This is a genomic window from Burkholderia sp. BCC1047 (assembly GCF_902833155.1).
Lineage (GTDB): Bacteria > Pseudomonadota > Gammaproteobacteria > Burkholderiales > Burkholderiaceae > Burkholderia > Burkholderia sola.
Map to the genome: position 1 here is coordinate 45,703 of NZ_CADFEH010000010.1, position 26,404 is coordinate 72,106.

Sequence of the window (26,404 nt, forward strand, 5' to 3'; positions counted from 1 at the left end):
CATTCGAAGTTTCGACCAAGGAGTCGCACCATGAAGATCGTCAAGCCGCTGCTGATCGCCGCCGCCGTTGCAGCCGCACTGTCCACCGCACCTGCCGCGTTCGCCGCCGGTGCCGATGCCGTCGGTCCCGACGCGAAGACGAGCGCGTTCCTCGCCGCGCTGAACGGCCAGAAGGGCCCGGGCCTCGAAACGCTGAGCCCCGCGAAGGCGCGCCAGGTGCTGGTCGACGCGCAGAACGGCGTGAAGGTCGATCTGTCCGGCATCGACGTGTCGAACCGCACGATCGAACAGGACGGCCTGTCGGTGCCGGTCACGATCGTGCGCCCGCAAGGCGTGACGGGCACGCCGCCGGTATTCGTGTTCATCCACGGCGGCGGCTGGGTGCTCGGCGATTTCCCGACGCACGAGCGCCTCGTGCGCGACCTCGTCGTGCAGTCGGGCGCCGTCGCGGTGTTCGTGAACTACACGCCGTCGCCGGAAGCGCGTTATCCGGTCGCGATCAACCAGGCGTATGCGGCGACGAAGTGGGTGGCCGCGCACGGCGCGGAGATCGGCGTCGACGGCAGCCGCCTCGCGGTGGTCGGCAACAGCGTCGGCGGGAACATGTCGGCCGTCGTCGCGCTGATGGCGAAGGACAAGGGCGGCCCCGCGATCCGCTTCCAGGGGCTGATGTGGCCGGTCACGGACCACAACTTCAACACGGGTTCGTACAACGCGTATCAGCAAGGCCACTTCCTGACGCGGCCGCTGATGAAGTGGTTCTGGGATGCCTATACGAAGAGCGAAGCGCAACGCAACGAGATCTACGCGTCGCCGCTGCGCGCGAGCGTCGCGCAGTTGAAGGGATTGCCGCCCGCGCTGATCCAGGTCGCGCAGTTCGACGTGTTGCGTGACGAAGGCGAAGCGTACGGCCGCAAGCTCGACGCGGCCGGCGTGGATGCGACGACCACGCGCTACGACGGCACGATCCATGACTTCGGCCTGCTGAACGCGCTGGCCAACGATGCGCCGACGAAGGCCGCGACGAAGGCGATGGCCAATGAAATCGCGACGCGGCTGAAGTAACGCGATTGAGGTCGTTCGAACCGGAACGACGGAACACCGGAACGACGGAACGACAGGACGGCGGGCACGTTGCCCGCCGTTTTTGCGTGCGGGCGTTTCGTTCATGCCCGGCAGCGTGTCGATCACCCAATCGCGCCCGGCCGCCGGCATTGTTGGTACGATCGCGCGTATCGTTCACGCCGGCGTCGCCAGCCGCCGGCTCATCGGCCGCGCTTGCACGGCAGCGCGGCCACGTTCGGGAGAAGCGGTTCATGTTGCAGGCGTTCGCGGTCTTGCTGATCTTCCAGTGTCTCGGGGAAGGCGTGTCCTATCTGTTCGGCTTGCCGGTGCCGGGCCCCGTGATCGGCATGCTGCTGCTGTTCGGCTTCGTGATGCTGCGCCCGCAGGCGGCCGATGCGATCGAGCCGACCGCGCTCGAGCTGCTGCGTCACCTGTCGCTGCTGTTCGTGCCGGCCGGCGTCGGCATCATGGTGTCGGCCGACCGCGTGCGCGGCGACGCGGCCGCGGTCGTCGTCGCGCTGGCCGTCAGCACCACGCTCGCGATCGCGGTGACGGCGCTCGTCACGCGCGCGCTGCTGCGGCGCCAGCGCCGCGCGGGCGGCACCGCGGAGGGCGCGCAATGACGGCGTTCCCGAAGCTTGGCGCGATCTGGGTCTATCTCGCCGCGAGCCCGCTGCTCGGCCTGACCATCACGCTGGTCGCGTATCTGTTCGCGCAGGCCGTCTATGCGCGGGCGCGTTTCAATCCGCTCGCGAATCCGGTGCTGATCGCGGTCGCGATGATCGTCGTGCTGCTGACGCTCACGCATACGCCGTATCCGACGTATTTCGAAGGTGCGCAGTTCGTCCATTTCCTGCTCGGCCCCGCGACCGTCGCGCTCGCGCTGCCGCTGTACCGCCAGTGGTCGAAGCTGCGGCGCAGCGCGCTGCCGCTGCTCGTCGGCCTGCTCGCGGGTTCGCTGACGGCGATCGTGTCGGCGGTCGGCATCGCCGCGCTGTTCGGGGCGTCGCACCAGACGATCGCGTCGCTCGCGCCGAAATCGGCGACGACGCCGATCGCGATGGCCGTCGCCGCCGAGATCGGCGGCATTCCGTCGCTCACGGCCGTGCTCGTGATCTCGACCGGGATCTTCGGCGCGGTGTGCGCGCGCGGCATCCTCAATCTGCTGCGGATCGACGAGCCGGCCGTGCGCGGCTTCGCGCTCGGCGTCGCGTCGCACGGGATCGGCACCGCGCGCGCGTTCCAGGTCAGCGAGGAAGCCGGCGCGTTCGCCGGGCTCGGAATGGGGCTGAACGGCGTGCTGACGGCATTCGTCGTACCGGTCCTGCTGCCGGTGCTGTCGCGCTGGATCTGAGCGTCGGCCCGCGCTCGCCCCGCGTATCGGTTTCCCCGATGGCGCGGACGGCACGCCGAAAGGGCGGCGCACCGGCGCGCATGTATCGTTGACGTTATCAGGACAATTCAGGAACGCACACGGACATTTGCGCGCCGATCGGCTAACGTTGCATCGGCGCCGTTGTCGCAAGCCGTCGCGTGCACGCCGGTGTCCGACCCACACTCAACAATCGACAAGGAGATCGGTCATGAAGCAGTCTCGCGTGGTTTCGGTGGCAGTAGCAGTAGCGGCGTCGTTCGGTCTGTTGTTGCCCGCCGCGCCGGCGGCATACGCGCAGGACGCGGCGTCGTCCGCGCCGACGCAGAAGCAGCTCGCCAAGGCGCAGAAGAAGGCGGCGCGCAAGGCGGCCCGCGCGCAGCACGCGTCGGACCTGAAGGCGATCGGCACCGGCAGCGGCTACCGGTTGACCGGCGATCAGAGCAACTATCCGCAGAACGCCGTGCAGAAGGCGCCCGCGACGAACGCGGCGCCGGCCGCGCCGGCTTCGGGCCAGTAACGGTCGAACGCGTGGCACAGCACGAACGGCGCCGGTCGAACCGGCGCCGTTCGTTCATCTGCGGAAGGGCGGGACAGCAGGACGCCGGGCCCGCGAGCCCGCCGCGTTACGACGCGAGCTTGCTCGCGAGTTCCGCCACGTGCTTGCCCTGGTAGCGCGCGATGTCGAGTTCGTTCGCGCTCGGCTGGCGGCTGCCGTCCGCGCCCGCGAGCGTGGTCGCGCCGTACGGCGTGCCACCGGTGATTTCGTTCATGTTGACGAGGCCGCTGCACGCATACGGCACGCCCACGATCACCATGCCGTGATGCAGCAGCGTCGTGTGGAACGACGTGATCGTCGTTTCCTGGCCGCCGTGCTGCGTGCCGGTCGACGCGAACACGCTGCCGATCTTGCCGACGAGCGCGCCTTTCATCCACAGGCCGCCGCTCTGGTCGAGGAACGTGCGCATCTGGCCGGCCATGTTGCCGAAGCGGGTCGGCGTGCCGAAGATGATCGCATCGTAGTCGGCGAGTTCGTCCACCGTGGCGACCGGCGCGGCCTGGTCGACCTTCACGCCGATCGCGCGGGCCTGGTCGACGGGGATCGTTTCCGGCACGCGCTTGAGCGTGACCTCGACGCCGGGCACCGATTTCGCACCCTCCACGATGTGCTGCGCCATCGTTTCGACGTGCCCGTAGGACGAGTAGTACAGAACGAGAACCTTGGCCATGTTGCGAATCTCCGATTAAAAGGGCCCCGCGCTCAGCGGGGCCCGGTTTCCCGAACGGGCATCACGCCCATTCGGCCGTCACTTCGACCGGACGCAGATCGAACACCAGCACCTCGGCATCCTTGCCGTCGGCGATCGTCAGCGCCTGTTCGCCGCGGATGCGTGCGCCGTCGCCTTCGCCGAGCGTCACGCCGTTGACCGTCACGCTGCCGCGCGCCACGTGCACGTAGGCAAAGCGGCTCGGATCAAGTTCCAGCGTAGTGCTTTCGTCGCCGTCGAACAGGCCCGCGTAAATCCGGGTGTCCTGCCGGATCTTCAGCGAACCGGCGTCGCCGTCCGGCGACACGACGAGGGCGAGCTTGCCGCGCTTGTCGTCCGCCGCGACGTTCGTCTGCTGATAGCGCGGCTCGGCGCCCTTTTCGGCCGGCCCGACCCAGATCTGCAGGAAGTGGACCGGCGTGTCCGGCGAGTGGTTGAACTCGCTGTGGCGCACGCCCGTGCCGGCGCTCATCAGTTGCACGTCGCCCGGCACGATCACCGAACCGGTGCCCATCGAGTCCTTGTGTTCCAGCGCGCCGTCGAGCACGTACGACAGGATTTCCATGTCGCGGTGCGGGTGCGTGCCGAAGCCGCGGCCCGGGGCGACGCGGTCGTCGTTGATCACGAGCAGGTCGGAGAAGCCGACTTGCTTCGGATCGTAGTAATTCGCGAACGAAAACGTATGACGGGAGCTGAGCCAGCCATGCTCCGCACGGCCACGTTGGTTTGCTGCACGGATGTCGATCATGATTTTTGTCCTTGAAGTCGCCGGACCTCGGAAGTGGGCTCGGCCGTTCGTTGAGATGAATCTTAGGTCAATCGATTTGACAAATAAATCGCTGTAGAGATAATGACTGTCGCTCTGGAGTGGACAATATGGAACTCAACGACCTGAGGATCTTCGTCGCGACCGTCGACGCAGGCAGTTTCACGGCGGCGGCCGATCAGCTGATGCTGTCCAAGCAGTTCGTCAGCCGGCGCACGATGGCGCTGGAGGCGTCGCTCGGCGTGCGGCTGCTGCATCGCAATACCCGCAATCTCGCGGTGACCGAATCGGGGCAGGAGTTTTATGCGCGCGCGCAGCGGATCCTCGCGGAGATCGCCGACGCCGAGCAGGCGATGTCGGTGCGCAGCACCGAGCTGCATGGTTCGCTGAAGATCAGCGCGCCGCTGTCGTTCGGGATCACGCACGTGTCGCCGCTGATCGCCGAATTCCTGTCCGCGCACCCGGCCGTGCGGCTGAATCTCGACCTGACCGACCGGCGCGTCGACCTGATCGGCGAGGGTTTCGACCTCGTGCTGCGGATCGGCTCGCTCGAGGATTCGACGCTGATCGCGCGTCCGCTCGGCGCGTGGCGGATGATCGCGTGCGCGAGCCCCGCCTATCTGAAGCGGCACGGCGCGCCGCAGACGCCGGCCGATCTCGCCGGCCACACGTGCGTGCTGTACGGGCGCGAGCGGCGGGTCGGCTGGGAGTTCCGCGTCGACGGCGCGGCGCGCACGTTCGACGTGCAGGGGCCGCTCGTCGCGAACAACGGCGAAGTGGTGCGCGACGCCGCGATCGCGGGGCTCGGCATCGCGCTGCTGCCGCACTTCATCGTCGGCGCGGCGCTCGACAGCGGCGCGCTCGTACCGGTGCTCGACGCGTACGTGCCGCCGCCGATCACGCTCAATGCGGTGTTTCCGCAGCACCGGGAAGGGTTCGTCACGCTGCGCACGTTCATCGGGTTTCTCGCGGAACGGCTCGGGGAGCCGGCGGGGACGAGCGCGGCGGGCCGGGTACGGTAGCCGGCCGCCTGCGGTGAATGGGGCGCGTAATCTCCGCAGAATTTGCGGAGATTATTGAGTCATGCGGCGAATGGGTGGATAATCTCCGCATCATGAGCGGAGATTACACCTTCATCTGGGAATCGGCCGACTGGCCGGCATGGCGCTTCGACCTTCCGGCCCTCGCCGCGCCGCTCGCCGACGTCAGCCATGCGCAAGGCATGCTGGTCGGCCGACTGGCGGATGTCGGCCTGACGTTGCGCGACGAGGCGAGCCTGGCCGCGCTGACGGAGGACGTCGTCAAGACCAGCGCGATCGAGGGCGAGAACCTGAATGTCGCATCGGTCCGGTCGTCGATCGCGCGCCGGCTCGGGGTCGACATCGGCGCGCTGGCGCCGGTCGATCGCCACGTCGAAGGCGTCGTCGACATGGTGCTGGATGCGACGACCCATTCGGCCGCACCGGTCACCGAAGCGCGGCTGTTCGGGTGGCATGCCGCGCTGTTTCCGACCGGCTATTCAGGGCTGTCGCGGATCACGGTCGGCGGATGGCGCACGGATGCCAGCGGGCCGATGCAGGTGGTCTCCGGGCCGATCGGCCGGCAGCGCGTGCATTTCGAGGCGCCGCCGGCCGTACGCCTGACGCACGAGATCGAGCGCTTTCTCGCGTGGCTCAACGCGCCGCCGGCCGAGCCGTTGCTGATCCGGGCCGGGCTCGCCCATCTGTGGTTCGTCACGCTCCACCCGTTCGACGACGGCAACGGTCGTATCGCGCGCGCGCTCGACGATCTGGTGCTGGCGCGCGCGGATCGAAGCCCGCAGCGTTTCTACAGCCTGTCCGCGCAGATCCAGCGCGAGCGCAACGCGTATTACGACGTGCTGGAGCGCACGCAGCGCGGCTCGCTCGACGTCACCGAGTGGCTCGCGTGGTTTCTGGACACGCTGGGTCGGGCCATCGATCATGCGCACACGACGCTCGATGCGGTGCTGATCAAGGCGCGCTTCTGGCAGCGATGCGCGGGCGTCGCGTTGAACGAACGCCAGGTCAAGGTCATGAATCGCCTGCTCGACGGCTTCGAAGGGAAGCTGACGACCACCAAGTGGGCCGCTCTCGCGAAATGCTCGCAAGACACGGCGCTGCGCGACATCACGGAGCTCGTCGAGCAGCGCATGTTGCGGCGCTCGGCGTCCGGCGGGCGGAGCACGAGTTATGAGCTGGTGCCGTTCGACGGCTGACGTCATTGCCGGTGCCGAAGACGATCAACGCGTGGCACGACAATCTCGACAAGACGCTGCCGATCGACGTGATGCAGTAAACAGGGCGCTGCCCCGCTACGTCTTGTTCTTCCGCGCCGCGCGCGCCTGCGTCCGCGCCGGCGGCGCCGCCGATTCCCGTATGCGCAACTCGGGCTGGACCGCATGGCCGGGCCCCGTGGCGCCGTTTTCGAGCGCGTCGAGCAACGCATGCGCGGCCTGGCGCCCGATCGCGTCGGTGTCGACCCACATCGTCGTCAGCGGCGGCTGAATCTCGCGCGCGAGCGCGATGTCGTCGAACCCGGTGATCGACAACTGCGCGGGCACGTCGATGCCGAGCGCCTGCGCTTCGAGCAGCGCGCCTAGCGCGAGCGCGTCGTTGCCGCAGATCACGGCGGTCGGCCGCGTCGCCGCGTCGCTGCTGGCGATCGCGCGCAGGCTCGCGCGCCCGAACGCGATCGTGGCCGCGCCTTCGTGCTGATGCACGGGGCGCACCGCGAGCCCGTGCGCGGCCAGCGTGTCGTGAATGCCGCGCAGCCGGGCCTGCACGCGGTCGTTGTCTGTCGACGGCTGCATGATGATCGCGAAATCGCGATGACCGAGATCGAGCAGGTGCGTGGTGAGCCGCGCGAACGCCGCGCGGTTGTCGAAGCCGATGCAGCAGTGTGGGCTGTCGTCGCGGTACGCATACGTGACGACGTACGGCACGCGATGCATCGCAAGGAGTTCGAACAGTTCCGGCGGATACGCTTCGCCGACCAGCGACACCGCTTCGACGCCGCGCGACAGCATCGCGCGCACCTGCGCGAGCGCCTGCGCGGGGTCGTAGTTCGAGCAGCCGAGGAACAGCGTGATGCCGTGCTCGGCCATGACCGTCTGCATGCCGGCGACCTGCGACGCGAACACCTGGTCGTCGAGGGTCGGAATGATCGCGCCCGTGATGTGGGTGCGCGTGGACGCGAGCGCGCGGCCGGCCGCATTCGGGATCCAGTTCAGTGCGAGCGCCGCGTCGCGCACGCGCTGCTGCACGTCGGCCGACACCTTGCCGGGATCGTTGTACACGCGCGAGACGGTCGCGGTCGACACGCCGGCCAGTTTCGCGACGTCGCCGAGCACCGAGCGGCCGCTGCCGCGGCGTGCGCGCGGCGTGCTCATCGGTTGCCTCTGCACGTGGCGACCGTGCCGCTGCCGTGTGCCGTCAGAAGCGTCATTGGCGTCATTGTTTACCCTCGATTCGTGATGGCCCGCTTGCATTCTCGATCGAGCCTGCCAGAATGTAAGCGCTATCTTGCTGCTGATTCCCTATTATGTCAGACACTTGTCCAATCCGTATGGCGAAATTTTCCGAGACGACGGCCTTTTCGGTCATTTTGTCGGTCGTAAATGTAAGCGGTTACATCAAGCAATGAACGGCATCCCGTCACCGCGTATCGCCGTCGTCGGCAGCGTCAACATCGATCTCGTCACGCGCGCGCCGCGCCTGCCGGTGCCGGGCGAGACGCTGCTCGGCACGACGTTCGAAACCGTTCACGGCGGCAAGGGCGCGAACCAGGCGGTGGCGGCCGCGCGCCTCGGCGCGTCGGTCGCGATGATCGGCTGCGTGGGTGACGACGCGTTCGGCGCGCGCCTGCACGCCGCGCTGGCGGCGGAGCGCATCGACGTGACGCACCTGCACCGGATCGGCGGCACGGCGACCGGCGTCGCGACGATCACGGTCGACGACGGCGGCGCGAACAGCATCGTCGTCGTGCCGGGCGCGAACGCGTGCGTCGATGCCGATCGGATCGACGCGGCGCGCGACGCGATCGCCGAGGCCGCGCTGCTCGTGTGCCAGCTCGAAGTGCCGGTCGCCACCGTGGCGCGCGCGATTGCCAGCGCCAGCGCGCACCACACGCCGGTGTTGCTCAATCCCGCGCCTGCGCAGCCGCTTTTCGATGCGTTGCTGGCGCGGGTCGACTATCTCGTCGTCAACGAAACCGAGGCCGAGTCGCTGACCGGCATCGCCGTCGGGGACGACGCGTCGGCCGCGCGCGCCGCCGAGGCGCTGTGCGCGAAGGGCGCCGGCAACGTGCTGGTCACGCTCGGCGCGCGCGGCGTCTGCTGGCGCGGCAGCGCAGGCAGCGGCCATCATCGCGCGATCGCGGTGGCGGCCGTCGATACGACCGCGGCCGGCGACACGTTCGTCGGCGGGTTTGCAGCCGCGCGGGCCGGCGGCGCGTCGATGGACGACGCAATCGGCTTCGGCCAGCGGGCGGCCGCGATCAGCGTCACGCGCCACGGCGCGCAGACGTCGATCCCGACGCGCGACGAGGTCATACGGTCGGACACCTGAATTCCGCATGCGACGGAACGGCCGAACCCGGCCCCTATCAGTGACATGGAGACAATCGACATGAACGACAACCCATCTGTTCCGCACGCGCCGCCCCGGATCCGGCGCGGTCAACGCATCGCGCTCGCGCTGTTGATGGCGAGCGGGATCGTCAACTATCTCGATCGCGGCACGCTGGCCGTCGCAAGTTCGGCGATCCGCGGCGATCTCGGCTTGTCGCTCGCGCAGATGGGGCTGCTGCTGTCGGCCTTCTCATGGAGCTATGCGCTGTGCCAGTTTCCGGTCGGCGGGCTGGTCGACCGCATCGGCCCGCGCCGGCTGCTCGGCATCGGGCTGATCGTCTGGTCGTTCGCGCAGGCGTCGGGCGGCCTCGTGTCCACGTTCGGGTGGTTCATCGTCGCGCGCATCGTGCTCGGCATCGGCGAGGCGCCGCAATTCCCGTCGGCCGCGCGCGTGGTGAGCAACTGGTTTCCGCTGCGGGCGCGCGGCACGCCGACCGGCATTTTCAATGCCGCGTCGCCGCTCGGTACCGCGCTTGCGCCGCTGCTGCTGTCGGTTCTCGTGGCCTCGTTCCATTGGCGCTGGGCGTTCGTCGTGACCGGGGCGCTCGGTCTCGTCGTCGCCGTCGTGTGGTTCGCGCTGTATCGCGATCCGGTGCGCGCGCAACTATCTACCGCCGAGCGCAATTATCTCGATGCCGATGCGCAAAGCGTTGCCGCCGCGCCGAAACTGACCTTCGTCGAATGGCGCAGCCTGTTCTCGCACGGCACGACCTGGGGGATGCTGATCGGCTTCTTCGGCTCCGTGTACCTGAACTGGGTGTACCTCACCTGGCTGCCGGGCTATCTGACGATGGAGCGGCACATGAGCCTGATTCGTACCGGATTCGCCGCATCGGTGCCGTTCCTGTGCGGGTTCGTCGGTTCGCTCGTCGCCGGCTGGCTGTCGGATTTCGTCACGCGCCGCAGCCGGTCGCCGGTCGTGAGCCGGCGCAACGCGGTGGTGGCCGCGATGCTCGGAATGGTCGCGTTCACGATTCCGGCCGCGCTCGTGCAGAGCAATACGGTTGCGCTCGCATGCATTTCGGTCGTGATCTTTCTCGCGAACGCGGCGTCGGCGTGCTCGTGGGCGCTCGCGACGGCGGCCGCACCGCCGAGCCGCATCGCGTCGCTCGGCGCGATCCAGAATTTCGGCGGCTTCATCGGCGGTGCGCTGGCGCCGATCCTGACCGGCATCATTGCGCAGAAGTGGTCGTTCGTGCCCGCGCTGCTCACCGCGGCGGCGATCGCGTTCGCCGGCGCGATGGCCTATCTGCTGCTCGTGCGCAAGCCGATTCCCGAACAGGCCGCGAACGCCGCGCCCGGACCGTTGCCGGCGTGATCATGCAGCCTGCATTCGCATTCACTGAAGGAAGGAGAAACCGATGCAACATCCGCAGCAATCGAACGTGACCATCGAGGGGATCGTGCCGGTGATGCTGACGCCGTTCGACGACGCCGGCGCGATCGACTACGCCGGGCTCGAGCGGCTCATCGAATGGTATCTGGCGCACGGCTCGGATGCGTTGTTCGCGGTCGCGCAATCGAGCGAGATGCAGTTCCTGAGCCTGGCCGAACGCGCGGCGCTCGCGCGCTTCGTGGTCGAGCGCGTGGCCGGGCGCGTGCCGGTCGTCGCGTCGGGCCACATCAGCGACGATCTCGACGCGCAGGTCGCCGAGCTGTGCGCGGCGGCCGAATCCGGCGCGCAGGGCGTCGTGCTCGTGACCAACCGGCTCGATCCGCAACGCAAGGGCAGCGCCGCGTTGCTCGACCATCTGCACCGGTTGCTCGCGCGACTGCCGTCGGATCTCCCGCTCGGCCTGTACGAATGTCCGGCGCCTTACCGTCGGCTTCTGTCGGATGACGAACTGCGCGCGTGCATCGACACGGGTCGGTTCGTGATGCTGAAGGACGTGAGCTGCGATCTCGCGACGGTGAAGCGGCGCGTCGCGCTCGCCGAGGGATCGCCGCTGAAGATCCTGAACGCGAACGCCGCGATCGCGTGGGACGCGATGAAGGCCGGCTCCGCCGGTTTCAACGGCGTGTTCACGAATTTCCATCCCGATCTCTACCGGTGGTTGCGCACGCAAGGCGAGTCGAATCCGGCGCTCGCCGACGAACTGTCGACGTTCCTCGTCGTCTCGGCGGTCTCGGAGGCGCTGGGCTACCCGGCGCTCGCGAAGCTGTATCACCAGCGGATCGGCACGTTCGGGTCGATCAAGTGCCGGGCGATCGATTACGACGTGCGCGAACGCTTCTGGGCGCTCGACGCGGTGCTCGACAAGATCGTCGCCGGTACCGAACATTTCCGTCGGCGGATCGCTGCGTTGTAACGGAGGACGCGTGTCACGCCAGTGGCGTGGCACGCGATCGCATCGCGTGCTGCGCACGTGGCCGGCACGCGCGTGGCCTGCTGGAACGATCCGTCTTGCACGATGCGTCGCAATCGCGGCGCAATCCGGTCACCGCGATTCCCATCACGTCGATGGCGGCAACGCGTGCCGCCACGCCATCCTGCTGCCATTCACACCATCACGAACTCGAACCGCCCGCGATCCGCGAGGGAGGCTGGCGGGTTTGCATGGCCTGCCAGAAGTCGTGTGGCTGACCGATCTTCGTTGATTGGCCACTATTTTGAGACAGTGAATCGTGTTTCGGCGGATTGATGATTTCAGGCGTGACAGTAGACTGCACCCGTGCTTCGCCAGAACCGGTCCGGAGCGTGTCGCCAGTCGCGGCGCCGCCGGACGGATTCTTCGGTGGCAGGCCAGATGGCTTGCCGTCCGATTGCGCGAAGAGCGATCCGTTGCCGGCATCGCGCGCCGATTGAGCGCGCAGCGGCACCGGACGCATCAAACCGTCAATTCAAGGGTGATTGCTATGCGTTACGTTTCGCTGGAGTCGAAGAAGGACGAGCTGCTGCTGGCCGCTCGCGTGCTGATGATGATCCTGTTCGTGCTGTTCGGCTGGCAGAAGCTGACCGGTTTCTCGGGCACGGTCGCATACATGGCGTCGACCGGCAACCCGGCGCCCGAGCTGGCGGCCGCGATTGCGGTGGCGGTCGAGCTGGTGGGCGGCGTGCTGATCGCGATCGGCTTCTATACGCGTCCGCTCGCGCTGGCGTTCGCCGCCTATACGCTCGCGACCGCGCTGATCGGCCATCGCTACTGGGCGCTGCAGGGAATGGAGCAGTACATGGCGATGATCAACTTCTACAAGAACGTGAGCATCATCGGCGGGCTGCTGTTGCTCGCGTTGACCGGGCCGGGGCGGTATTCGGTCGACCGGAAGTAACGCAGGGCGACGTTTCCGTTCGGTATCGGGAGCCCGGCGCGCGCGAGCGCGCCGGGTTTTGCCTTTTCGGGCGACGGAGAGATCGGTGCACATGTTCGCGACCGGATGCGAGCCAGTAGACCGAAGCGTTGCGCGGCGATCGTTCCTACGATTCAATAGGCTCGATAATCCATTCGTTTCCCGTGATTGATCGCACCGATGCCAAACCCATCTCCGTCGACCCTGCACAAAACCATCCTCCTCATCGGCGCCTCCGGCCTGCTCGGCCGCGCGGTTGCGGCCTCCCTGGCTCGCGAATCGTCGCTGACGCTGCTGGCAACCATCCGGAACCCGCAAACCGCCGGCGCGAAACTGCTCGCGTTGCCGCCGGAAAACGTCGCCGAGCTCGACGTTCTCGATCAGCCGTCCCTCGAACGCGTTTTCGAAACTCACCGACCGGCAGCGGTGATTCTCTGCGCCGCCGAACGCCGCCCCGACGTCTGCGAACGCGACCCGGCCGCCGCCCGCGCCATCAACGTCACCGCACCGGCCCGCGTCGGCGCGCTTGCCGCGCGATACGGCGCATGGACGCTCGGCATCTCGACCGACTACGTCTTCGACGGCAAGGCAGCCCCCTACGGCGAGGACGCCGCCCCGAACCCGCTGAACATCTACGGCCGCACCAAACTGGAAGGCGAGGCCGCGCTGCTGGCCGCCTCGCCGCTGTCGTGCGTGCTGCGCCTGCCGCTGCTCTTCGGCCCGATCGCCGACTGGAGCGAATCGGCCGTCACGAGCCTCGTGCCGGCCGTCGTCGCGTCGGCGCGGCCGGGCGCCGACGCGGTCGGCATGGACGCATGGGCGATCCGTTACCCGACCTACACGCCCGACGTCGCGCAGGTCATCCGCGACCTGACGCTGCGCCATCTCGCGGGCGAATCCGTCACGGGCATTCGCCATTGGTCGAGCGAGGAGCCGATGACGAAGTACGACATCGCGCAGCGAATCGCGGCCGCGCTCGGCATCGACGCGTCGCTCGCGCCGATCGCCCAGCCGACCGACGCGACGCCGCGCCCGTACGACTGCCATCTGGATGCCGCGCGCGTGCGCGCGCTCGGGATCGATTACGCGACGCCGTTCGATACCGCGTTGCGGACCGTGCTGCGCGATGCGCCGCAGGCGCGGTAGGGTCGGCGTCCTTCACGGCTCGCGGTACCCCCTCCGACATCAACGCGCCAATCCTCAGACGCGTTTCCCGGTCGAGCGGAGCAACGATCGAATTCAAAATTTGTCTAGTCATCCTTGGCATTCGATCAGTCGAATTGCACCAAACATGTGCCGGAATTCCCCGCAACGATGCACGCTAGACCCTTGAAATTAGGGGATTTCCCGCGTTTCCCCGGTTTTTATTGATCACGGCTTGCTTCGCTGTTTTTCTTCTTGCATGCTTGTATAGACAAATTCCTGAGGCGGCTTGCTGCACCGAAGGGATGGCGAATCTCAACGCAAGGAGAAATCTCGTGAACGGCAAGCGCATCAAGTGGGCAATCAGGACGATCGGCGTCATCGCGGCTGCGGCGGCCACTCTGGCGGCACCGGTACAGGCCAAGGAATGGAAGACGGTGACGGTCGCGCTCGAAGGCGGCTACGCGCCGTGGAACCTCACGCTGCCGGGCGGCAAGCTCGGCGGTTTCGAACCGGAACTGCTCGCCAACGTGTGCGAGCGGATCAAGGTGCAGTGCAACATGGTCGCGCAGGACTGGGACGGGATGATCCCCGGCCTGCAGGCCGGCAAGTTCGATGTCCTGATGGATGCGATTTCCATCACGCCGGAGCGCGAAAAGATCCTGCTGTTCTCGCGTCCGTACGCGGCGACGCCGGCGACGTTCGCCGTTACCGATACGAAGATCCTGCCGAAGGCCGCGCCCGGCGCGCCGATCGTCAAGCTGACGGGCGACGCCAACGCGGACAAGCCGACCGTCGACACGCTGCGCAAGCAGCTGAAGGGCAAGACGATCGGTATCCAGTCGGGCACCGTCTACACGAAATTCATCAACGACAGCTTCAAGGACATCGCGTCGATCCGCGTGTACAAGACGTCGCCCGAACGCGATCTCGATCTGGTCGCCGGTCGCATCGATGCGTCGTTCGACGACGTCACGTACTACGCGGCGAACAACGCGAAGAAGGACAACGCATCGATCGTGCTCGCGGGGCCGAAGCTCGGCGGCCCGATCTGGGGGCCGGGCGAGGGGCTCGCGTTTCGCAAGCAGGATGCCGACCTGAAGACGAAGTTCGATACGGCGATCGCCGCGGCGCTCGCGGACGGCACCGTGAAGAAGCTCGCCGACAAGTGGTTCAAGACCGACGTCACGCCGTAAGCGCACGTTCGGCCGCCGCCGCGTAAGGTCGTCGAACGACGCGCGGCGGCACGCATTCAGCGGATTCACTCAACGCATGCAGGGAGGCACGCATGGAGATTCTTGAAATGCTCGGCTTCGGTACCGAAGGCTGGGGCGGTGTGCTGCTTCTCGCCGCATTGATGACGGTCGCGCTGACGCTCGCGGCGCTCGCGGTCGGCGCGGTGATCGGCGCGGCGATCGCGGCGGCGAAGCTGTCGCGCTACCGCACCCTGCGCCTGCTCGGCGATCTGTATACGACGGTATTTCGCGGCGTGCCCGAACTGCTCGTCATCTATCTGTTCTACTTCGGCGGCTCGACGCTCGTGACGGCCGTCGGCCAGTGGTTCGGCGCGGAAGGCTTCATCGGCGTGCCGCCGTTCGTGATCGGCGCGCTCGCGGTCGGGATGATCTCGGGCGCCTATCAGGCGGAGGTCTATCGCGCGGCGGTGCTCGCGGTGTCGAAAGGCGAACTCGAAGCGGCGCGCTCGATCGGCATGCCGCGCAGCATGGTGCTGCGGCGCATCCTGGTGCCGCAGGTGCTGCGCTTCGCGCTGCCCGGCATCGGCAACGTGTGGCAACTGAGCCTGAAGGACTCCGCACTGATCTCGGTCACCGGTCTCGCCGAGTTGCTGCGCACGAGCCAGATCGCCGCCAATTCGACGCACCAGTACTTCGTGTTCTTCGTCGCGGGCGGTGCGCTGTATCTGCTGATGACGGGCTTGTCGAACCGCGTGTTCAACCGGGCGGAAGCGATCGTCGGCCGGTCGTTCCGCCGCAATTTCGCGCGCAACTGACGGAGAACGGGCATGTCCATCGATTTCGCATTTCTCGTCGATACGCTGCGCCAGCTGCTCGCGGCCGTACCGACCACGCTCGGCCTGTTCTTCGCATCGCTCGTGCTCGGCGGCCTGCTGTCGCTCGTGATCGTCACGATGCGCGTGTCGCCGAGCTGGCTGCCGAACCGCTTCGCGCGCGCCTACATCCTGGTGTTTCGCGGCTCGCCGCTGCTGATCCAGATGTTCCTCGTGTATTACGGGCTCGGCCAGTTCGGCGTGATCCGCGACAGCTTCATGTGGCCGGTGCTGCGCGAGCCGTACGTCTGCGCGGTGCTGTCGCTAGCGCTGTGCACGGCCGGCTATACGGCCGAAATCCTGCGCGGCGGGTTGATGGCCGTACCGGTCGGGCAGATCGAGGCCGGCTATTCGATCGGCCTGTCGGGCTTCGCGCTGCTGCGGCGCGTGATCGGTCCGATCGCGCTGCGCCAGTGCCTGCCTGCGTACTCGACCGAGGCCGTGCTGCTCGTCAAGTCGACCGCGCTGGCGAGCCTCGTCACGGTGTGGGAAGTGACGGGCGTCGCGCAGCAGATCATTCAGCAAACCTACCGGACGACCGAGGTGTTCGTCTGCGCGGCCCTCATCTATCTGGGCCTGAACTTCATCGTCGTGCGCCTGCTCGGCGCGCTCGAATGGCGGCTCTCCGGGCACCTGCGTGCGCCGAAGCCGTCCGGTGCGCCCGCCGCGGCGGCGCGCAATCCTCAGCGCGCCGCATCCTGAGCGCCCCGTCCTTTCAAAGAGAATCCGATGAACACCACTGCTCCCGTTGCGCTGTCGGTCAGAAACATCCACAAGTCGTTCGGCGATCATCACGTGTTGAAGGGCATTTCGCTCGACGCGCACGAGGGTGACGTCATCTCGATCCTCGGCGCGAGCGGATCGGGCAAGAGCACGTTCCTGCGCTGCCTGAACCTGCTCGAGACGCCCGACGACGGCTCCGTCGCGCTCGCGGGCGAAGAGCTGGCGATGAAGCGCGCGCGCGACGGCAAGCTGCATCCGAGCGACCGGCGCCAGGTCGACCGGATTCGCTCGCAGCTCGGGATGGTGTTTCAGAACTTCAACCTGTGGTCGCACATGACGGTGCTCGACAACCTCGTCGAGGGGCCGCTGCGCGTGCAGAAGCGCAGCCGAGCGGAAGCGGTGGAGGAGGCCGAGGCGCTGCTCGCACGCGTCGGTCTCGCGGACAAGCGCGGCTACTATCCCGCACACCTGTCGGGCGGCCAGCAGCAACGCGTCGCGATTGCCCGCGCGCTGGCGATGCATCCGAAGGTGATGCTGTTCGACGAACCGACGTCGGCGCTCGATCCGGAGCTGGTCGGCGAGGTGCTGCGCGTGATGCGCTCGCTGGCGGAAGAGGGGCGCACGATGCTGGTCGTCACGCATGAAATGGGTTTCGCGCGCCACGTGTCGAATCGCGTGATGTTCCTGCATCAGGGCGAGGTCGATACGGACGGGACGCCCGACGCAGTGTTCGGCGGGCAGACCTCCGAGCGCTTCCGGCAATTCGTGTCGAGCCACCACGACCGCACCACGAACTGAGGCTGCCATGACCGTATTCCGTGCGGCGCAGCCGCTTGACTGGCGGCAGGTGGCGGCGGTGGCGGCCGGCGAGCCGCTGGCGTTGGCCGACGATGCGCGCGCGCGGGTCGTGGCCGCTCGCGAACTCGTCGACGAGATCGTCGCGCGCGGGATTCGCGCCTATGGCGTCAATACCGGCGTCGGCGCGCTGTGCGACGTGATCGTATCGCCGGCCCAGCAGAGCACGCTGTCGCACAACATCCTGATGAGTCATGCGGTAGGCGTCGGCATGCCGCTCGGCGCGGCCGAAACGCGCGCGATCATCGCGGCCGCGATCAACAACTATGCGCACGGGCATTCGGGTGTCCGGGCCGACGTCGTCGAACAGCTCGTCGCGCTGCTGGAGCACGATTGCCTGCCCGAAGTGCCGGCGCACGGCTCGGTCGGGTACCTGACCCACATGGCGCACGTCGCGCTCGTCTGCGTCGGGCACGGTCATGCGCGCCATCGCGGCGAACGCGTGCGCGGCGACGAGGCGCTGCGGCGCATCGGCCGCGAACCGCTCGTCCTCGGTGCGAAGGAGGGGTTGAGCCTCGTCAACGGGACGCCGTGCGTCACGGGGCTGGCCGCGCTCGCGCTGGTTCGCGCCGAACGGTTGCTCGACTGGGCCGACTGGATCGCGGCGATGAGCTTCGAGAATCTCGGCGGGCAGCTCGCCGCATTCGATCCGGCTTCGCTCGCGCTGCGGATTTCGCCCGGTATCGGGCAGGTCGGCGCCCGTTTGCGTGCATTGCTGGCGGACAGCGGCATGCTCGTCGCGGCGAGCGGCCGGCATACGCAGGATCCGCTCAGCCTGCGCACGATTCCGCACGTGCATGGCGCGGCACGCGACGTGTTCGACGTCACGGCGGAGGTCGTCGATCGCGAACTCGCGTCCGTCACCGACAATCCGATCGTCGCCGGCACGCGAGAGGCGCCGGCCGTGCATTCGCAGGCGCATGCGGTCGGCGCGGGCATCGCGCTTGCGATGGACAGCCTCGCGGCGGCGATGGCCCAGGTCGCGGCGATCGCGGAGCGGCGTCTCGACCGGCTCGTGAATCCGCTCGTCAGCGGGCTGCCGGCGTTTCTTGCCGCGCCGGGCGGCAGTTGTTCGGGTTTCATGATCGCGCAATACACGGCGGTCGCGCTGGTCGCGCAGAATCAGCGGCTGGCCGCGCCGGCGAGCCTCGACGGCGGCATCACGTCGGGGCTGCAGGAAGATCACCTGTGTCACGCGACGCCGGCCGCGCTGAAGGCGCTCGACATCATCGAGAATACGACGCGCGTGCTCGCGATCGAGTTGCTGGCCGCCGCGCAGGCGTACGACCTGCAGCCGGCCGAAACGGCGCGGGCCGCATCGACCGACGCGCTGTGGCGGCAGGTGCGCGAACGCGTGCCGGCATATCACGACGACCGGCCGCTCGCGGACGATATCGCGATCGCGGCCGGCATCGTCGCCGGTGTGCCGCCATCGTTGCAGTGACGACGGTCGAGGACGAGCCGATCACCCCACATTCATCCGGTCGAGGGCGCATGAGCGAAACGGAACGCAGACTTTCCGCACGGCCTGCGAAGGCATCGGTCGACACCGTACCGGCGCGGGCGCTGCCGGCCTATCAGCAGATCAAGCGCTACGTCGTCGAGCGGATCGCGAAGGGCGACTGGAAGCCCGGCGCCGCGATCCCGACCGAGGCGGAACTGGTCAAGGAATTCGGCGTGGCGCGGATGACGGTGTCGCGCGCGCTGCGCGAACTGACGGTCGAGCGCGTGCTGACGCGCATCCAGGGCGCCGGCACGTTCGTCGAGCGCCGGCATTACGAATCGACGGTGCTGGAGATCCGCAACATCGCGGACGAGATCGCCGAGCGCGGCCATCGGCACAGTGCGCGCGTGCTGATGATCGAGCGCAGCGTCGACCCGGATGCGATCGACGCGCTCGGACTGCGCGCGGGGCCCGTGTTTCATTCGCGGATCGTGCATTACGAGGAGGACGAACCGATCCAGTTCGAGGATCGCTACGTCAATCCGGCCTTGTTTCCCGCGTATCTGGAGCAGGACTTCACGATCGAGACGCCGAACCATTACATGGTGCGACTGGCGCCGATCCAGCGTGCGGAGTTCCAGATCTACGCGGAGAAGCCCAATGCGCAGGTGCGCCGGCATCTCGTGATGGAAATCGGTGAACCGTGTCTGCTGCTGCGACGCCGGACGTGGGTCGGCGAGCAGGTCGCCACGTCGGTCAGGCTGTGGCATCCGGCATCGCGGTTTCATCTGGCGGGCAACATGTAGGGAAGCAGGGTGGCGCTGGGCGGAGCGGGCCGTTTGCCGCTTCGGCCGGCGCGTCGGGAAATCGGGCGGCCGCATCGCGACGCCGCCGCGTATCGCGCGTCGTCCGGCTCGATTTGACACCTGGCGTCGTCGCCGATTAAAGTCGCGACGCGGGGCGGCGGGTCAAGCACACGCCCGGAACAGGCAGCCGATGTTCCAGGACTACGGGGCTACCCCGTGGATCAGCTCGATACGCCGATGCGTCGCAAGGGGCGCCGTTGCGCGTCGCGCAACATGACCCCTCGCAGTACCAGCCACGTTGGCTCGTCGTCCTGCCCATCTCCATCCATGCACTCACCTCTGCGCGACACCACCCGTACGCTTGCCGAAGCGATGCTCGCCGGTTCGCCCGAACGCGACGGCGTCGTCGCGCGGATGGCGGCCGTGCTCGGCGACGCGCCGCCGTGGACGTACGAATGCGCGGACGTCGCGCTCGTCCGCTTCGGCGCGAACTGGGCCGATACCGACACCGACGTGCTCGCGGCGGTCCTCGCCGACGCGCCCGCGTTCGTGCGTGCATGGTATGGCGACCGTCGGCCGGCGGTGATTCGCATCGTGCGGCGCCCGCTGGTCCAGCGACCGCCGCCGGCGCCGCTCGCCGGCTGCGACGTGCCGCAATGGCCGACGCCCGGCGATCTCGCCGGCTGGCTCGGCATCAGCACGCCGGCACTCGACTGGCTGTCCGATCATTGGCGCGTCGACGCGCGCGGCAGCGCCACGCCGCTGCATCACTACACGTACGTCCCGGTCGACAAGCGCAGCGGCGGGTGCCGCCTCGTCGAAATCCCGAAGGGGCGGCTGCGCGAAGCGCAGCGTCGGATCCTGCACGAGCTGCTCGATCGCATCGCGCCGCATGGCGCGGTACACGGTTTTCGCAAGGGGCACGGGATCGTGTCGTTCGCGGCGCCGCATGCGGATCGCGACGTCGTCGTGCGCTTCGACCTCGCGGATTTCTTCGTGTCGGTGCGCGCCGCGCGCGTCCATGCGCTGTTCGCGACGCTCGGGTATCCGGCCGAAGTCGCGCGCACGCTCACCGGGCTGTGCACCAATCGCGTGCCGTCGGCGCGGCTGCTCGCGCCGGACCTGCGCGACCGGTTCGACTGGATCGGCCGCCAGCGCTATCGCGAACGGCATCTGCCGCAGGGTGCGCCGACGTCGCCGGCGCTCGCGAACCTGTGCGCGTTCCGGTTCGACATGCGGCTCGCCGCGCTCGCGCGTTCGCTCGATGCGACCTACACGCGCTATGCGGACGATCTCGCGTTTTCCGGCGGTGGTGCGCTCGCGCGCGACGTCGAGCGGCTGCAAATCCGGGTCGCCGCGATCGCACTCGACGAAGGCTTCGCGCTGCAATTGCGCAAGACGCGCGTGATGCTGCGCGGCACGCGGCAGCAACTGGCCGGCGTGGTCGTCAACCGTCATCCGAACCTGGCGCGCGACGCGTTCGATCGCCTGAAGGCCATCCTGACCAACTGCATCCGGCATGGCCCGGCGTCGCAGAATCGCGACGCGCATCCGGATTTCCGCGCGCATCTGGCCGGACGCGTCGCGCATGCGACCGCGCTGAATGCGGCGCGCGGCGCGAAGCTGCGCACGCTGTTCGACCGGATCGCATGGGATGCCGGCAGCGAGAACCGCTGAACCGTCGGGCCCGCCTCGACTCCGGTCAGCGACTTCTGCAACACGACGCCGCGCACTGCTATCATTCGCGCCATGCCGCGCCCGTGTCAGGGGCGGCGAATCACTTGCCGCCGCCGTTCGTCCCGTGCATGCGTACGCGGCGCGCCGCCCGTTGCCGGCCTGGTCCTGCCTGTCAGTGACGCACGACGTCGTTTGGTGCGCGTCGCGCAAATCATGCCGGCTCAGGTGGACGATTCACCGATTTGACAGCCCCTATAGGCGGAACTTCGTGGTAGGTTCGGCCATCGGAGCTTTTTGCAAAAACATGCCCAAAGAGGATGAATACATGACCCAGGCCCTGCAGGAACTCGAAGCACAACTTCGGGACCTGAACATCAAGCTGTCAGAGGCGAAGCAGAAGGAGAAGCAAGCCGCGCTCGCGGCCTTCAAGGAACAGGTCGAACTGTTGGGAATTTCGCAGCAGGAAGTGCTGAGCGCGCTCGGCTACATCGTCCAGCGCAAGCGCAAGGCGCCTGCCAAGTACTACGATCCGTCGACCGGCCGCTCATGGTCCGGGCGCGGCCCGCGGCCGAAATGGCTCGAAGGCAAGGATCTCGACACGCTCGCCGTCGACCGCGAGGCCAGGACCTGGTGGCCGGGCGACGATCAGGGCTGAAGCCCGCCGCGCCGCAAGGCCATCCGGCGCCGTCCGGTTCACGCACGCGGGCCGGCCGGTAATCCCCGGCCGGCCCGCTGTCTTTCGTTCGGTGTCCGGCCTGATCGCGACATCGCCGGCCGCGCCGCCGCACTGGATCGACGTTTTCTCTTTTCCTTTTCCGTTTCCGCGCATTGCCCGACGTTTTCCGCCAGCCGTCCGGCCGGCGCGGGCCGACGCGTGTCCGCCTCCGTCGTTCGCGGGCACACGCCTTGGAATGTCGCCGGACATTCGTGGCAGGACACCATGGCGGCAAACATCAAACCTTCGGCCCTCGACGGCCCGTCGGCCCCGCGCGTGGAGCGGGTCGGGTCGTCCGCGTGGAAGGCGATGGCCGGATCGGCGATCGGCTATGCGATGGACGGCTTCGACCTGCTGATCCTCGGCTTCATGCTGCCGTCCGCCGATCTCAACCGCCAGCCGGCCCCGGCCGGCTGAAGCGCTGCTCGACCACCTCGGTTCCCCATTGCGTGCCCGCGGACTCGCTCGTCAGCGCAAAGCCGAACGACTCGTACAGATGACGTGCGGCATCGAGCCCCTTGAAGGTCCACAGGTAGGTCTCGCGAAACCGGTGCTCGTCGACGAAACGCATCGCGAGCGTCATCAGCCGACGCCCGACGCCCGAGCCGCGCAACGCGTCGTTGACGATGAACCAGCGCAGGTGCGCGACGCCCGTCGCCGGGTCGCCGTCGATCGCGAGCGACGCGAGCGTCCGGCCGTCTTCCTCGCACAGCCAGAGCGCCTTGCCGTCGGCCGGCAGCGCGCCCGCGAAGGCGGCCAGCTCGGTCGCCACCCGCTGTTCGAAGAACGCGCCGAAACCCCAGTGCTCCGCATAGAAGCGTGCATGCAGGCTCGCGATGTCGCCGATGCAGCCCGGCCGATAGCCTTCGCGAATCGACGGCGCATCGGCGGGCGCGACGCTCGCCCTGGCCGCGTTGTCCTGCGCGAGCGCATCGGCATACAGCGCGAGCGAACGCAGCAGCGCCTGCTGGTCGGCCGGAATCATGCGGCGCAGCGCATTCGACACCTGATCGGTCGCGAACGTGTCGATTCTTTTTTGGAGCTTTTTGCCTTCGGCGGTCAGGTACAGCTCGATCGCACGCGCATCCTCGGTCGACACGCGCCGCTCCACGATACCGGCCCCTTCGAGCCGCGCGAGTTGCCGGCTCGTGTTCGATTTGTCGAGCCGCAGGATGGCGCCGAGATCCTTCGCGTTGATGCCGGGCGCCATCCCGATCTCGAGGATCGCATGCACGGCCGACGGCGCCCAGTCGCTGTCGGCCAGCGTCGCGCGCATGAAGCCGAGTTCGCGCACCAGTTTGCGCGAAAAGTCGCGCAGCTCGAGGATGGTCGCGTCGCGCGGCTTCGCCGGTGCGTCGATGAGGTCCATGGTTTGCTCCCGAACGGTTGCGTATCGCAATCAATAATAGTTGCGGATCGCAACTTGAGCAAGACGATTTTCATGTGGAGAGGCGGCGCTTCCGTGCTGTCGGTGATCGAGCGGGCGAAGCGCGGGACGACGCTCGGATAGCGGGCCGCGACGGATATTGAAGCGGATGGCCGCGCGCGGCGAAGTGGCCGCATACTGGGCGGCATTGGCCGACCTGCGAGCAGGGCGCCGATCGATCATCGATCGACGACTGCGGACCACGGAGATCCTGATGAACAAGCTGCTGCCGATGACGATCGCGTTGCTTGCCGGGAGCGGCATCGGGGCGGCGCCGCTCCACGCGGCCGGCACCATGGACGCGCTGCCATGCAGCGCCGCGCATGCGGCGGACCCGGGCGGCGGGAACGCCGCGATGCCGGACACGTCGGTCCGCAGCTTCTCGACCGTCGGCTGTTCGGGCGCCGTGTTGCAGGGAGACCGCGCCACCGCGACGGTCAACGGCGATAGGGTCGAGTTGCGCGACGGCGTCGTCTATGTGAACGGCCGGTCCTATGGCGCGGTCACGCCCGCGCAGACGGTCGAATACGAGGTCGCGCGCGACCGGCGCACGTTGAAGGTCGACGGGAAAATCCGCACGCCGCTGCGCTGATGCGTACCGATTCGGTAGGCGGCAACCGCTGCGTGATGCGGTTGCCGGATCGCCGCGCCGGCGCGCGTCCTATTCGACGAGCGTCAGCCGGCCGTCGCTGAGCCGCACTTCGCGCCCCACCCACGCCGCCTCGACACGCGGCAGCACGGCCGATGGCTTGCGCAGTTCGCGCAGCAGCGTCGCGCCGTGCGACAGCCGGCCGCCCATGCGCGCGATCACCGCGCGGGCGGCCTGGTACTGCGCGTGCCGGCCCGGGTCGAGCGTGTCTTCGAGCAGGATGTCGCGGCCGAGCACGCCCTGCGTGTCACCCGGATAGATCATGAAGCCGGCGGCCTCGTCGGTGCCTTCGCTGCCGTCCTGCCAGAAGCTGCCGTTGCGATCGCGGCGCTCGGGGTGCGGCGCGAACCACGTGTCGCGCTCGGTGGCCGGCATCGCGTGATGCAGGCGGAAGAACACGCGCATCAGGTTGTCGCGATACCACTCGCGCACCTGCAGATACCAGCCGCGCATGCCGGGCGCGCCGAGCGCGTGCAGCACGCGGATCGGCAGCGGCCACTCGGGAAACGGCTGCAGCGGCAGGTCGGCGGCCGGTGGCCGCGCGGTGCCGGGATCGGTTTCCCACGGCAGGCGGTGCGGGCTGTCGTCGAGCTGGCCGTACGCGGTCGGCGGACGCCCCCACAGGGCGCCGCCGCTGCTCGCCAGCGATGACGCGATGCACAGGTTGCCCTGCACGACGAACACGTAGAAGCGCGTGAACCAGTCGGCGAGTTGCTGGCCGTCGGCGCGCCGTTCGACGAGCGTCGCCAGTTCCCGGTCGAAGCGTTCCAGGCCGCGGGCGAGCGTCGGCAGGTGCCCGCGCGCGACGCGCAGCATCCGCCAGAACACCGGCAGCGCACGCAGCAGGCGCAGCGGTCGCCAGCGCAGCGGCGGCGTCGCACCGCCGATCTCGCCGCTGTAGTGGGCGGCCGACACGCCCCAGTCCGCGAGACGCGCGAGGAACAGGTCGTTGTTGATGTACGACGCGCCGCCGTAGAGCGCGGTGAACGGTTCGTTGTCGCGCAGCACGCGTGCGTCCCAGCGCGCCATGATGGCCGGGATGCTGCCGGCCGCCCGCCGTTGCGCATATTCGACCAGCCGGCTCGGCTGCGGCGGCAGGATCTCCGCGATGTTCGCGGCGGTCAGGTGACGATGCCAGCCGTAGGTGCTGATCGGACGGTACTGCAGCAGCCACAGCTGCGCACCGTCCCACGCCCATGCGACGTCGCCCGGCACGTAATGGAACGCGCGCAGCACACGTTGCAGGAACGCCCACAGCTGCTGCGCGGTCAGGCCGTGCGCGGTCGCGAACGTGCCGCGCTGCCACGGCTCGCCGAGCCGCGACAGAATCGCGCGCCGCGGGCTGGCCTGCCCGTCGGCGAGCGTTTCGAGGTGACCTTCGACCCATTCGACTTCGATCGCGAGATGGCGCACGAACGCGATACCCGACAGCACGGGCGTGATGAAGCGCTGCACGACGGCTTCCTCGAGGCCGCCGTCGAGCAGTTCGGCCACGCGCGCGGCGGCTTGCGATGCCGGTACGCGCAGGAACGTCGTGTGCAGGCCCGCGTTCGCCGCATCGGCCTGGTCTTCGCCATGGCTCGACGACCGGATCGCCCACTCGGCGTCCGGCTGGCTCGCGAGAAAGCCGGGCAGGCGCGGATCGTCGGCAGCGGTCAGCGACAGCGCGGGCGGTACCGGCAACCCGGCCATCGCGGCCAGCGCGAGGCGCCCGCCTTTGGTATGCGCGACGAAGCCCGTGTCGGCCCCTTCGAGCCACTGCGCGAACGCCGCCGGCGCGTCGATCCACGGATAGTGTCCCCAGCCGGGCTGCAGCGTGACGGTCAGGTCGGCGCGCGCGAGGATCGCCGACCACGCGGCGGCCTGCCCGACGCCGAGCACCGCATCCTGGCCGCCCCACACGAGTTCGATGCGATCGGTGACCCACTCGAGCAGCGGCAGCGCGGTATCGGCGCGCACGAGATCCCAGTGCGGCACGAACGCGCGGCAACGGGCATAGCCGGCGCCCATGCGGCGATACTGCGCGGACGTCCAGGTCCGGCTCGAGAACTTGCGGGCGAACAGCGCCGGGTAGTGCGCGAGCAGCCAGTGGATGGTCTTGCGCAGCGGCTTCGGCGCCATCAGTTTCGGCAGGCGCCGCTCCCACAGGAACGCGCCGACCGGGGCGAGCAGCACGCTGCGGCCGAAGTGGCCGGGGTGCCGCTGCAACGCGTGCAGGACCACCAGCGCATTCACGCCGACCGCCATGATCGCGTGCCCGGGTTCGGTCGCATCCAACAGCGCCTGCGCATAGGCGGCGAGATCCTCGCACGGCGGCGCGGGATGATCGCCGAAGCCCGGCAGTTCGAGCGGCACGGGGCGATAGCGCCGGAAGTGGGGCAGCGCGTCGTCCCACCAGTCGGCTGCGCTGCCGTTGCCGGCGAGGAGGTACAGGATCGGTTGGCTCATGAAGGCTTCGTCGGTCGACGATCGTCGCGATTGCCGCGGTTTT

Annotated in this window: 26 protein-coding genes and 1 pseudogene; 21 read left to right on the forward strand and 6 right to left on the reverse strand. The window is 68.3% G+C overall.

The genetic code is table 11. From position 1 onward, the window contains the following. Positions 1-30: 30 nt before the first annotated feature. The 4 genes from HWX55_RS12975 (at position 31) to HWX55_RS12990 (ending at position 2,957) form a co-directional block, all read left to right on the forward strand. Complete coding sequence (locus tag HWX55_RS12975) at positions 31-1,065, forward strand: alpha/beta hydrolase (RefSeq protein ID WP_175975939.1); 1,035 nt, start codon at positions 31-33, stop codon at positions 1,063-1,065. Positions 1,066-1,316: 251 nt separating this feature from the next. Then, a complete protein-coding gene (locus HWX55_RS12980; RefSeq protein WP_089490138.1) occupies positions 1,317-1,688 on the forward strand; it encodes a CidA/LrgA family protein in 372 nt (123 codons plus the stop codon). Continuing rightward, on the forward strand, positions 1,685-2,419 hold the full coding sequence (locus tag HWX55_RS12985; RefSeq protein WP_050015589.1) for an LrgB family protein: 735 nt from the start codon (positions 1,685-1,687) through the stop codon (positions 2,417-2,419). Before HWX55_RS12980 ends, HWX55_RS12985 begins: the two co-directional genes overlap by 4 nt. Positions 2,420-2,648: 229 nt before the next feature. Then, on the forward strand, positions 2,649-2,957 hold the full coding sequence (locus tag HWX55_RS12990) for a hypothetical protein (RefSeq protein ID WP_175975940.1): 309 nt from the start codon (positions 2,649-2,651) through the stop codon (positions 2,955-2,957). A 106-nt stretch (positions 2,958-3,063) separates the two neighbouring features. Here the strand turns inward: HWX55_RS12990 and wrbA are convergent, their stop codons facing one another. Continuing rightward, complete coding sequence (gene wrbA / locus HWX55_RS12995) at positions 3,064-3,666, reverse strand: NAD(P)H:quinone oxidoreductase (protein ID WP_175975941.1); 603 nt, start codon at positions 3,664-3,666, stop codon at positions 3,064-3,066. 61 nt (positions 3,667-3,727) lie between these two features. Further along, positions 3,728-4,453: a pirin family protein gene (locus HWX55_RS13000; protein WP_175975942.1), complete on the reverse strand. Its 726-nt coding sequence runs from the start codon at positions 4,451-4,453 to the stop codon at positions 3,728-3,730. A gap of 128 nt (positions 4,454-4,581) precedes the next feature. On the opposite strand from HWX55_RS13000, the gene HWX55_RS13005 reads away from it, so the two are divergent. Then, the gene (locus HWX55_RS13005) at positions 4,582-5,493 is read left to right on the forward strand and encodes a LysR family transcriptional regulator (protein WP_175975943.1); all 912 of its coding nucleotides are present in this window, start codon (positions 4,582-4,584) and stop codon (positions 5,491-5,493) included. A 92-nt stretch (positions 5,494-5,585) separates the two neighbouring features. Then, on the forward strand, positions 5,586-6,707 hold the full coding sequence (locus HWX55_RS13010; protein WP_208458715.1) for a Fic family protein: 1,122 nt from the start codon (positions 5,586-5,588) through the stop codon (positions 6,705-6,707). Between the two features lie 96 nt (positions 6,708-6,803). On the opposite strand, the gene HWX55_RS13015 is transcribed toward HWX55_RS13010, so the two are convergent. Then, complete coding sequence (locus HWX55_RS13015; protein WP_175975944.1) at positions 6,804-7,880, reverse strand: LacI family DNA-binding transcriptional regulator; 1,077 nt, start codon at positions 7,878-7,880, stop codon at positions 6,804-6,806. Positions 7,881-8,130: 250 nt separating this feature from the next. Between HWX55_RS13015 and rbsK the strand changes: the two genes are divergently transcribed. Genes rbsK through HWX55_RS13030 form a run of 3 tightly spaced genes read left to right on the forward strand, consistent with a single transcriptional unit; the run spans position 8,131 to position 11,428 of the window. After that, on the forward strand, positions 8,131-9,057 hold the full coding sequence (gene rbsK / locus HWX55_RS13020; protein ID WP_175975945.1) for a ribokinase: 927 nt from the start codon (positions 8,131-8,133) through the stop codon (positions 9,055-9,057). 60 nt (positions 9,058-9,117) lie between these two features. Next, the gene (locus tag HWX55_RS13025) at positions 9,118-10,437 is read left to right on the forward strand and encodes an MFS transporter (protein WP_050015698.1); all 1,320 of its coding nucleotides are present in this window, start codon (positions 9,118-9,120) and stop codon (positions 10,435-10,437) included. A 43-nt stretch (positions 10,438-10,480) separates the two neighbouring features. Continuing rightward, the gene (locus tag HWX55_RS13030) at positions 10,481-11,428 is read left to right on the forward strand and encodes a dihydrodipicolinate synthase family protein (protein ID WP_124555142.1); all 948 of its coding nucleotides are present in this window, start codon (positions 10,481-10,483) and stop codon (positions 11,426-11,428) included. 199 nt (positions 11,429-11,627) lie between these two features. Here HWX55_RS13030 and HWX55_RS13035 read toward each other — a convergent pair whose 3' ends face one another. Beyond that, positions 11,628-11,951 (reverse strand): hypothetical protein, encoded by a 324-nt coding sequence (locus HWX55_RS13035; protein ID WP_175975946.1) that lies wholly within the window; start codon positions 11,949-11,951, stop codon positions 11,628-11,630. A 24-nt stretch (positions 11,952-11,975) separates the two neighbouring features. On the opposite strand from HWX55_RS13035, the gene HWX55_RS13040 reads away from it, so the two are divergent. From HWX55_RS13040 to HWX55_RS13090, 11 genes and pseudogenes are all read left to right on the forward strand, one after another. Further along, positions 11,976-12,389 carry a DoxX family protein gene (locus HWX55_RS13040; protein ID WP_175975947.1) on the forward strand — a complete coding sequence of 138 codons (414 nt, stop codon included), beginning with the start codon at positions 11,976-11,978 and terminating at the stop codon, positions 12,387-12,389. A gap of 198 nt (positions 12,390-12,587) precedes the next feature. Then, a complete protein-coding gene (locus HWX55_RS13045) occupies positions 12,588-13,553 on the forward strand; it encodes an SDR family oxidoreductase (RefSeq protein ID WP_175975948.1) in 966 nt (321 codons plus the stop codon). Positions 13,554-13,885: 332 nt separating this feature from the next. Next, on the forward strand, positions 13,886-14,746 hold the full coding sequence (locus HWX55_RS13050; protein WP_012337095.1) for a transporter substrate-binding domain-containing protein: 861 nt from the start codon (positions 13,886-13,888) through the stop codon (positions 14,744-14,746). Positions 14,747-14,838: 92 nt separating this feature from the next. Continuing rightward, complete coding sequence (locus HWX55_RS13055) at positions 14,839-15,561, forward strand: ABC transporter permease subunit (RefSeq protein ID WP_050016578.1); 723 nt, start codon at positions 14,839-14,841, stop codon at positions 15,559-15,561. A 12-nt stretch (positions 15,562-15,573) separates the two neighbouring features. After that, positions 15,574-16,320 (forward strand): ABC transporter permease subunit, encoded by a 747-nt coding sequence (locus HWX55_RS13060; protein ID WP_069619749.1) that lies wholly within the window; start codon positions 15,574-15,576, stop codon positions 16,318-16,320. Positions 16,321-16,347: 27 nt separating this feature from the next. Beyond that, positions 16,348-17,139, forward strand: a complete 792-nt coding sequence (locus tag HWX55_RS13065; protein WP_175975949.1) for an ATP-binding cassette domain-containing protein — start codon at positions 16,348-16,350, stop codon at positions 17,137-17,139. Positions 17,140-17,146: 7 nt separating this feature from the next. Then, the gene (hutH, locus tag HWX55_RS13070) at positions 17,147-18,640 is read left to right on the forward strand and encodes a histidine ammonia-lyase (protein WP_175975950.1); all 1,494 of its coding nucleotides are present in this window, start codon (positions 17,147-17,149) and stop codon (positions 18,638-18,640) included. Positions 18,641-18,690: 50 nt separating this feature from the next. Then, positions 18,691-19,446, forward strand: a complete 756-nt coding sequence (gene hutC, locus HWX55_RS13075; RefSeq protein ID WP_175975951.1) for a histidine utilization repressor — start codon at positions 18,691-18,693, stop codon at positions 19,444-19,446. Positions 19,447-19,773: 327 nt separating this feature from the next. Beyond that, on the forward strand, positions 19,774-21,123 hold the full coding sequence (locus HWX55_RS13080; RefSeq protein ID WP_175975952.1) for a reverse transcriptase family protein: 1,350 nt from the start codon (positions 19,774-19,776) through the stop codon (positions 21,121-21,123). A 325-nt stretch (positions 21,124-21,448) separates the two neighbouring features. Next, positions 21,449-21,778 (forward strand): H-NS histone family protein, encoded by a 330-nt coding sequence (locus HWX55_RS13085; RefSeq protein ID WP_050016590.1) that lies wholly within the window; start codon positions 21,449-21,451, stop codon positions 21,776-21,778. A 285-nt stretch (positions 21,779-22,063) separates the two neighbouring features. Beyond that, positions 22,064-22,216: pseudogene (locus tag HWX55_RS13090) on the forward strand (MFS transporter); the annotation flags it as partial. A gap of 10 nt (positions 22,217-22,226) precedes the next feature. Here the strand turns inward: HWX55_RS13090 and HWX55_RS13095 are convergent. After that, a complete protein-coding gene (locus tag HWX55_RS13095) occupies positions 22,227-23,207 on the reverse strand; it encodes a helix-turn-helix domain-containing GNAT family N-acetyltransferase (RefSeq protein ID WP_175975953.1) in 981 nt (326 codons plus the stop codon). A gap of 166 nt (positions 23,208-23,373) precedes the next feature. Between HWX55_RS13095 and HWX55_RS13100 the strand changes: the two genes are divergently transcribed. Continuing rightward, entirely contained in the window at positions 23,374-23,856 is a 483-nt protein-coding gene (locus tag HWX55_RS13100) for a sugar ABC transporter ATPase (protein ID WP_244140554.1), read from the forward strand. Positions 23,857-23,925: 69 nt separating this feature from the next. Here the strand turns inward: HWX55_RS13100 and HWX55_RS13105 are convergent, their stop codons facing one another. After that, positions 23,926-26,361, reverse strand: a complete 2,436-nt coding sequence (locus tag HWX55_RS13105) for a PEP-utilizing enzyme (protein ID WP_175975954.1) — start codon at positions 26,359-26,361, stop codon at positions 23,926-23,928. Positions 26,362-26,404: the final 43 nt, after the last annotated feature.